The 8,299-nt window shown below is 63.1% G+C and carries 7 protein-coding genes; 2 read left to right on the top strand and 5 right to left on the bottom strand.

The window, feature by feature from the left end; all coding sequences use genetic code 11:
- From ACEW8N_RS17110 to ACEW8N_RS17090, 5 genes are all read right to left on the bottom strand, one after another.
- A partial coding sequence (locus tag ACEW8N_RS17110) for a glycosyltransferase family protein (protein ID WP_373501066.1) occupies nucleotides 1-688 on the bottom strand: 688 nt, incomplete at its 3' end.
- Entirely contained in the window at nucleotides 685-1,317 is a 633-nt protein-coding gene (locus ACEW8N_RS17105; RefSeq protein ID WP_373501065.1) for a histidine phosphatase family protein, read from the bottom strand. The genes ACEW8N_RS17110 and ACEW8N_RS17105, both read right to left, overlap by 4 nt.
- Entirely contained in the window at nucleotides 1,314-2,435 is a 1,122-nt protein-coding gene (locus ACEW8N_RS17100; RefSeq protein WP_373501064.1) for a glycosyltransferase family 4 protein, read from the bottom strand. The genes ACEW8N_RS17105 and ACEW8N_RS17100 overlap by 4 nt, the downstream gene beginning before the upstream one ends.
- A 45-nt stretch (nucleotides 2,436-2,480) precedes the next feature.
- Nucleotides 2,481-3,731 (bottom strand): glycosyltransferase family 4 protein, encoded by a 1,251-nt coding sequence (locus tag ACEW8N_RS17095; protein WP_373501063.1) that lies wholly within the window; start codon nucleotides 3,729-3,731, stop codon nucleotides 2,481-2,483.
- Nucleotides 3,728-4,927 (bottom strand): glycosyltransferase family protein, encoded by a 1,200-nt coding sequence (locus ACEW8N_RS17090; protein ID WP_373501062.1) that lies wholly within the window; start codon nucleotides 4,925-4,927, stop codon nucleotides 3,728-3,730. The genes ACEW8N_RS17095 and ACEW8N_RS17090 overlap by 4 nt, the downstream gene beginning before the upstream one ends.
- A gap of 256 nt (nucleotides 4,928-5,183) precedes the next feature.
- Between ACEW8N_RS17090 and ACEW8N_RS17085 the strand changes: the two genes are divergently transcribed.
- Both ACEW8N_RS17085 and gatB read left to right on the top strand, forming a co-directional pair.
- The gene (locus ACEW8N_RS17085) at nucleotides 5,184-6,647 is read left to right on the top strand and encodes a glycosyltransferase (RefSeq protein ID WP_373501061.1); all 1,464 of its coding nucleotides are present in this window, start codon (nucleotides 5,184-5,186) and stop codon (nucleotides 6,645-6,647) included.
- 159 nt (nucleotides 6,648-6,806) lie between these two features.
- Complete coding sequence (gene gatB / locus ACEW8N_RS17080; RefSeq protein ID WP_373501060.1) at nucleotides 6,807-8,234, top strand: Asp-tRNA(Asn)/Glu-tRNA(Gln) amidotransferase subunit GatB; 1,428 nt, start codon at nucleotides 6,807-6,809, stop codon at nucleotides 8,232-8,234.
- The last annotated feature ends 65 nt before the right edge of the window (nucleotides 8,235-8,299 follow it).

The raw sequence follows: 8,299 nt of genomic DNA, 5'->3' as shown, positions 1-8,299 counted from the left end.
GCCCGCCCACCTTTCCCCCGCCGGCGCTGGCCACGACCAGGCGCCGGCCGGCCGGGATGCCGATCCTGTTGAGGATGCGCCCGCGGGCGTCGGCCGACGGTTTCGGGGTGATGAACCCCGTGTAGACGACGGGCACGGCGATGGCCTCCACGCGGGAGAAGGTCTCTTCCAGCCGGACCAGCCGGGGATCGGCGTGAACCCACAGGGCGTCGAAATTGCGGTTGAGGGTATCGACCACCCGCCTTTCGTAGGCATCCGCGTCCGTTTTTTCCACCAGGATATCCCGGAGGCTGCAGATGACGCGGCAGGGAGGCAGGCTGCCGTCCCGAATGCCCGAGAGCACGGGATCCAGCTCGAACCGGAATGCTTTTCGACCGAAAGGGTAGAGCTCCACGATCAGGACGTCCGGCCGCTCCCCGGCCATCACCTCCCACAGAAACCGCCTGCGCGCCGCCTTGACCTGATCGACGTCCGCTCCCGGCGCCTCTGCGAACAGCCGCTTGAAGCCGCTGTCCATCATGAGTCCGGGCAGATTCACCATCCGGACATGGTCCGGAATGTCGGCCGCCACCGGCGCGCCGCCGGCGAGGAAGACCACCTCATGGCCTTCCAGTGCCCGGCAGAGCGCCATGCTCCGGAAAAAATGGCCGATGCCCAGCACATGCTGGCAGTAGAAGACAATCTTCACTGGATATCGTTCCATAAGGGCAGAACGTTCAGTTCCTCGATCACCATTCCGCCGAGGCCGTGGGACAATTGGTGGAGATGCCCCCGCCGGAGGATAGGCGGCTCGGTCGGAAAAAACGACCGGCCCGTGAGGCGATAGACCAGGCACTTGATCATGCCCTCATGGGTCACGACGAGGATCCGCTGACCCGCCCACCTTCGGGACGCCTCGGTAAGGGCATGGTGGCCTCTTTCCCATACCTCCGTCCGGTCCTCCCCGCCGGGCGGCCGGAATCCCCAGCCGGCGCTCTCCATCGTCGCCAGATGGTCTCCCGATTGAACCCGGATCTGAAGGATGGTTTTTCCGGTCCATTCCCCCCAGTCCTTTTCACGGAGCCGGATGTCGCTGGTCAGGGGCAGTTTCAGCACCAGGTTGATCAGCTCCGCCGTGTGCCGGGTGCGCTCCAGATCGCTCGTCAGAATTCTGTCCCAGCCGAACCGCCGGAGCATCTCTCCCCATTGCCTGGCCATCCGCTCCCCCTCCAGCGTGAGCGGAGAGTTGCTCTGGCCCTGAATCCGCCTTTCCCGGTTCCAGAAGGTCGGGGCATGCCGCATCACCCCGAAGCGCGTATCGTCCCGTGATTCTTTCATGCCTGTTTGCCTGTCACCAGTTCCGAGAGGATCGCTTCCATCCCGGCATAATTCTTCTCGACATCATGGCTGCGGCGGATGTGGGAACGGGCATTCGCTCCCATGGTGCCACGGAGCCCGGAATCTAATATAAGTCCTGCAAGCGCCCGGTCAAAGGCGGGGCCATCGAAGGGCGGCGTCAGCAGCCCGGTTTCACCGTTCGCAACGACCTCCGGAACGCCGCCGTTGTCAAAGGCCACCACAGGCAGCCCGCAGGACTGGCTCTCCAGGTACACCATGCCCAGGGATTCCCGGATGCCCGGGAATGCAAAGACATCGCCCGCGCTGTAAAACCGGTGCATGTTTTCCCGGGAAAGCTTTCCGACAAAACGGACCCGTCGGGGGAGATGCCGCTCCCCCAGCCGAACCAGCCGCGCCCGCTCCCTGCCGTCCCCGGCGATGGCGAGCAGGAGCGGAATACCGGCACGATTCAGGCGTCCGCACGAGCGGATGACCCAGGCGAGCCCTTCGGACTTGACGCCGGGACGGAACATGGCGGCGGACAGGACGACGGGCGCCTCTCCCACGGCCCATTCCCTGCGGAGCCCGGCGCGGGCCTCGGCATTGAACCCAAAGAGCGACGGCTCGATTCCCGGCCGGATGTAGGTCAGCCGGTCTTCGGCCACGAGCCGCCTCAGGTTGCGAAGGTCCTCCCGGCGGTTGGCAAAAAGATGACTGGCCGACGTGAGGGCTTTCCGGTTCAGCAGATAGCCCGGAAGGGTCTGGATGCGCCGGCGCCGCTTGGTGGAGAAAATGCCCTGGAAGATGACGTAAGGGACGCCCGTACGCCGGCACACCGAAGGCCCCAGGAGATCCGGGGCCTTGTAATAGGCATGGTAGGTGAGCCAGAGGTCGGCGGGGCGACGCAGGTGCTCCCGGACCGCGCGGCGGTATTCCCGGAGAATCGCGGGCCATCGCCACGGCCGCCAGTAGATCCAGCGCATCCTCGTGCCGCCCGCCCGGCTGACAACATGGCCGTGGCGTTCCAGGTAGGCTGCGATGCTGGCGGCAATCGCGAGATCCCCGGATGGACGGGCGTGCCCCAGCGGCTTGAAGGGTGCGTAAAAGGTGATGCGCATAAATCTGAACCGTGATGCCGGAATCCCCGTCCTTCCGGCAGGGACTTACAGGAGGGGCTGCTCCCTGCGGTAAATCTCCGCAAGGCCCCGGATCAGTTGCCGGTTGTCAAAGTCCCGGCACACCCGGTCCCGGGCAGCGGCGGTCACCCGGGCCCTCAGCGCGTCGTCGGTCAGCAGGCGGTGAACGGCCGCCGCAAGCTCCCCGGGCGCGCCCGGCGGAACCAGCAGGCCGGTCCGGCCGTGGGAAATGAGTTCGGAGGCGGCCGAGACCCGCGTGCCGACCACCGGGACCCCCATGGCCATGGCCTCGATGTAGACGTTGGGGATGCCGTCGCGATCGCCGTTCTCCGCGATTTCACATCCCAATACAAACAGATCGGCGTTCCGGTAATGGGTCAGCACCACTTCATGGGGCAGGGTCCCCAGCCACCTGCACGCATCCGACAAACCCAACTCCGCGATGAACGCAAGGATCTTTTTCCGGTCGTCCCCGTCCCCGATGAGGGTGTGCTCAAACCGGATGCCGCGGTCCCTGAGGATTTTGAGGGCCCGGTAGACCGTCTGGAGCCCCTTTTTCGGCACGATCCGGGCGATGGTAAGAATCCGGTACGGCATTTCCGGCAGGCGCGGTTCCGGCGGGCGGACGAACAGCCCCAGATCGATGCCGTGATAGACCCGGTGCACCGGCGTCCCCGACCCCGCGGCGATGCCGATGAGGTGGCGGCGGTTGTAGTCGGTGCAGGTGACCACGAAGCGGGAAAGCGCCATCTTCTCCCGGATCTGGCGGGGATCCGAGGTGTAGATGTCCTTTGCGTGAGCGGTAAAGCTGAAGGGGATCCCCGAGAGGCGGCTCGCGAACATGGCGACCGATGTGGGAGAGTGGGCGAAATGGGCGTGCAGATGGACGATGTCCCGGCCGGGCAGGAGCTTGCCGACGAGGTACCCCGCCTGAAGGAGGTGCTTGACCGTGGCCGATTTCCGGCTCCGGAGGAAGCGTTTGAAGGCCGCCCCTGCAGCCCCAAGGTATCGCACGGGATGCCGGAGGGCCAGCCTCAGATTGTGGTAGAGGAGCGGGAAGAATCCCCGTAGGATCTCCTGGGGCAGATAATCCGCCGCCGCCCGAATCCCCATGACGCTTTTGTGGGTGAAGGATTCCCGTGGGTGGCGCATGGAAAAGAGGTGGATGGAAAAACCGAGCGACTCCAGCAGAAGGATTTCGTTAGTGATGAAGGTCTCGGAAATCCGGGGATAGCCTTTCAGGACCATGCCCAGCACGGGTCGACCGGACGGGCTCATCCGCAGCACCGGAATATCTTGAGCCGCTCCCGCATGACCTCAAGCCCGGTCATGGGAAAACCGGCCACGGCCGACTTGAAAGACTCGGGCTGATCCAGAAGGCAGAGGACCTTCTCGCGGAGGATTTTGGGGGATATCAAGTGCCAGGGGATATACTCCGCGATGCCGTGGGCCTTAAACCGCTCGGCACGGATGAGCTGCTCCCTGCGGGGGGTCTCCCTGGGGATGATGAGGGGCAGGGCCTTCTGGCTCAGGATTTCGCAAAGGGTGTTGTAGCCGCCCATGCTGATGACCAGGTCGGCGGCGGCGAGGACCTTTTCCATTTGCCGGTAAAAATGATAGGTCCGGACACCAACGGCCTTGGCGCGCCGGGAAACGTCATTCCGCTGTTTTTTCGGCATGAAGGGCCCGGTGATCAGGATGCTTCGGAAGGGCAGGGGCCGTCCGGAGGACTCAAGCATGGCCAGAAAGGCGTCCATGACCGGATAGCCGTCCCCCCCGCCGCCGGTGGTCACCACCACCAGGGGCTCCTTTTCCGCCAGGCAATGCCGCAGTTTCTCCTTGCGGATCTCGTCCCGGCTGATCACCTTCCGGGGGATGTAGCCGGTGAAATGCATCTTGCGGCTCACGGATTCAGGGATGTCGTATTCCGCGATGGGATCGTAGAAATCCTGAATGCCGTAAACCCATATCTCCGAATAGAGGCTTTCCAGAACATCATAGATGCCTTTTTTCCGCCAGCTGGCGCGAACGCTTTCCGCATCGTCCATGATATCCCGGAGCCCCAGCACCGTCCGCGTGCCGGGGAGGCTGCGCCGCAGCCACTGGAGCGTGGAAAGGACCTCCTTCTTCAGGCCCAGCGGTTCCTTGTCCACGATGAAGAGGTTGGGCCTGAAGGTCTTGGTGGTGGCATAGATGATCTTCTTCCGGATGTCCAGGGCCTGGCTGGGATGGATCTTGATGGAAAGGGGGAGGTACTCCTCGTTGGTCTTCTTGATCATTCCGGGAATCCGCACAAAATCAACCTGATCCGGGAATGAAAACCGGCCGGCGATGGGCGAGCCGGTCAGGATGAGGATATTGACGTTGGGGGCTCTCAGGTGGGAGGCGATGGCCATCGTTCTGCGGATATGACCCAGGCCGTAAGTGTCATGGGAGTACATCAGAATATTGAAGGTCGAGCTTTTGCCTGTCATCGTGTGCGCATGCCGGCCTTTCATCCGCGATCAAACGTCCGTCTCTCGTCAAATTAAACCCATGGACCGCTCACACAAAACGCTATTTCGAGGTTCAAGTCAAGGGATTTTTATCCGTAACCTCCTGCCTGGAACCCCTTTCTTTTTTCCCTGCGACAGGATAAGGTATGCCTGTGCCTTCAGGGGCTTGGATGCATGAGCCGATACATGACACGGACATGCGCCGCTGCGCTACCCTTTCCGGAGAATTCGAGACATGACCCCGACACCGCCCGGCTTTGATGAGGCGCTCGATACCCTCGATCATTTCTTCGACCGCCTGGATTCACGGCGATGGTTCCGGGATGAACCGCCGGCCGACATGGCGGTGCTGCGGCAGCAGGTTCGGCGGGCCCTGTTTACTATCCTGCTGGACGGCCGCCCCCGCCTCGAAGCCGCCCGTGGCCTTGCCTGGCCCTACGAGGCGCTCCAGCGGAACGGGTCTTTTCTGGAGGATGTCGCCGCCCGCGGAAAATCCGCCCGGGATCGCCTGGAGGCCCTCCTGTTTCTGGCCCTGCTTCCCTTCCCCGGCCAGTGGCGGACCCTTCTCCGCCAGGCGTCTTTGACGGACCCTCACCCCGAAATCTCATCCCTCCTGGCGGAGGAGCGTCGAAACATCGACGCCAAACTCGCCGCAAAGCGCCAGAAAACCTTCAAGCTCCGACACTTCGTTCAGGTCCTCAAGACCCCCCGCGCCCCCGGGGAAAAAGGCGTCCTGCGGATCTTTTCCCTGCCCTATCTTTTCTTCAGCGTCCCGGGGCTGCTGAAGCGGATCAGCAAACGGTACCTCATCTACCTGGAGCCTCCATGGGGCGTCCTGGCACGCCACGCCTGGCTCCGCGTCTACGCCGACATCGAGGACCCCTGTCTGATCGGCGCCGGCGGCGCGGAGGACCGCGGTTTTTTAGACACCCAGCCGGGCATCCTGTCGGTCCCCCTGGCCCACGGCGACTATCTGGAGGAGGACGGTCCCGGGCCCGTTGATGAGGAGAAGGCCTTTGATATCGTCTTCAACGGACTCTACGACGACATGCCGAGAAAACGGCATGAAACCGTCCTGGATCTCCTCTGCCGCCCCGATATGGCCGATTTGACGGCCCTGTTCATCGGTCGCGGCGCACCCGAAAATGTCGCGGCCTTCCGCCGGATGGTGGATGCGCGCGGTCTGACACCGCGGGTCACGGTCATGGACAACCTGCCGCGACGCGATGTCCCCGGCTGTCTGGCCAGATGCCGGATGGGGATTCAGATCTCCCTTCATGAGAATGTCTGCCGGAGCATCTACGAATTTTTCCGCGCCGACATCCCCTGCCTCGTCTCCTCGGCCATGGCCGGGTTCAACTTCGATCTGATCACGCCTGAAACCGGCATGCTGGCCGCAGACGACGCGCTTTCCGGCGCCGTCCTCCACATGCTCGACCATCTGGATCAATTCACCCCCCGGCAGTGGTTTTTTCGCCGTTCGGGCAGCATGAACGCGAGCCGCCGGCTCAATGACCACATCCGGGAGATCTTCGGCCGGCTGGGATATCCCTGGCAGGAGGACATCGTTTCCATGGGATCGAGCGGCGCCAACCGATACGAGGACCCCGCTGACTACCGCCGCTTTCTGCCGGAGTTCGAAACGCTTCTGGCTGTTTTCCGCGAGTTTCCCCTGCCCGTCCGGATCGAACCGGAATAATCCGCCCCGCGGGTACTTCCGCCGCACAACCGCCGCGCACACGCCCCGAGATTTGGCCTTGACTAATCGCCATGAATGTTTCAAAAATACGGCTTTCAATCGACGATACGCCGCGCAGGCCGGATCCGCCTCTTTGAATCCACCGCCAAAGGATGAATCATGGAATTTGTTACCGTCATCGGGCTGGAAGTGCATGCCCAGCTCAAAACCAGGACCAAGATCTTCTGCGGCTGCTCGACCGCTTTCGGCGCGCCGCCCAACTCCCATGTCTGCCCCGTCTGCCTGGGCATGCCGGGCGTGCTGCCGGTGCTGAACCGGAAGGTCGTGGAGTTCGCCGTCAAGGCCGGCATCGCCACCCGCTGCACCATCAACGGCACGAGCCGTTTCGCGCGAAAGAACTATTTCTACCCGGACCTTCCCAAGGGATACCAGATCTCCCAGTATGAGCTTCCCATCTGCGAGCACGGCCGCATCGATATCGACGTGAACGGCGAAACCAGGCGGATCGGCATCACCCGGATCCACATGGAGGAGGACGCCGGCAAATTGAACCACCACCCCGGCCGGCCCGTCAGCCACGTGGATCTCAACCGCACCGGGGTTCCGCTGATCGAGATCGTCAGCGAACCGGACATGCGCTCTCCCGAAGAGGCAGGCGCCTACCTGCGGAAGATCCACTCGATCCTGCGCTATCTCGATGTCTGCGACGGCAACATGGAGGAGGGCAGCTTCCGGTGCGACGCCAACGTGTCCATCATGCCCAGTGGATCCAGCGTCTTCGGCACCCGCACGGAGCTGAAGAACCTCAACTCCTTCAAGCACGTGGAGAAGGCTCTGGATTACGAAATCCGCAGGCAGCAGGAGGTGATCGAAGACGGCGGCGTGATCGTTCAGGAAACCCGCCTCTGGAACCCCGACAGGGGCGTGACCACGGCCATGCGGGGCAAGGAGGAGGCCCACGACTACCGGTATTTCCCCGACCCCGACCTTCTGCCGGTCGTGGTGGACGACGCCTGGATCCGCGAAATCGAATCCGGAATGCCCGAGCTTCCCGACGACAAGGCAAGACGCTTCACGGCCTCCTTGGGGCTCCCGGCATATGACGCCGGGGTACTTACGGCAGAGCGCGAACTGGCCGATTACTTCGAAGCCTGCCTTCGCATTTACGGCAATCCCAAGCCGGTCGCCAACTGGATCATGGGGCCGCTCCTGGGCCGGTTGAATGCCGAGGGACGGACCATCAGCGCCTCGCCCGTCGCAGCCCCCGACCTGGCTGCGCTGCTGAAGCTGCTGGACGACGGGACCATCAGCGGAAAGATCGCAAAGACTGTATTCGATGAAATGGCCGCGTCCGGCAAGCCGCCCGGACAGATCGTCTCCGAACAAAACCTGGTGCAGATGACGGACACCGGCGCCATCGAGGGGGTCATCGACGGCGTGATCGCCGCTCACCCCGAGGAAGCGGCGGCCTTCCGAAACGGCAAGACCAGATTGATGGGGTTTTTCGTCGGCGAGGTGATGAAGGCGACCCGGGGCAAGGCCAACCCGAAGATGGTCAACGAGATCCTGCGGAAAAAGCTGGGGTAGGAAACCAATCGGCGCAATAGGTCCATTTCCCGAATGAAGAATGGGCCGCTTCGCCGTGGAAAATC

The sequence above is a fragment of the Desulfococcus sp. genome (genome assembly GCF_041737845.1).
GTDB lineage: Bacteria > Desulfobacterota > Desulfobacteria > Desulfobacterales > Desulfococcaceae > Desulfococcus.
Note: the sequence above shows the minus strand (reverse complement) of the source record. Positions and strands in the feature narration are given on the sequence as shown.

What these genes read in the sequence shown, in the direction of transcription:
- ACEW8N_RS17105 (WP_373501065.1), bottom strand. Translation starts at nt 1,317, where the DNA reads ATGAAAGAATCACGGGACGATACGCGCTTCGGGGTGATGCGGCATGCC.
- ACEW8N_RS17090 (WP_373501062.1), bottom strand. Translation starts at nt 4,927, where the DNA reads ATGACAGGCAAAAGCTCGACCTTCAATATTCTGATGTACTCCCATGAC.
- ACEW8N_RS17100 (WP_373501064.1), bottom strand. Translation starts at nt 2,435, where the DNA reads ATGCGCATCACCTTTTACGCACCCTTCAAGCCGCTGGGGCACGCCCGT.
- gatB (WP_373501060.1), top strand. Translation starts at nt 6,807, where the DNA reads ATGGAATTTGTTACCGTCATCGGGCTGGAAGTGCATGCCCAGCTCAAA.
- ACEW8N_RS17085 (WP_373501061.1), top strand. Translation starts at nt 5,184, where the DNA reads ATGACCCCGACACCGCCCGGCTTTGATGAGGCGCTCGATACCCTCGAT.
- ACEW8N_RS17095 (WP_373501063.1), bottom strand. Translation starts at nt 3,731, where the DNA reads ATGAGCCCGTCCGGTCGACCCGTGCTGGGCATGGTCCTGAAAGGCTAT.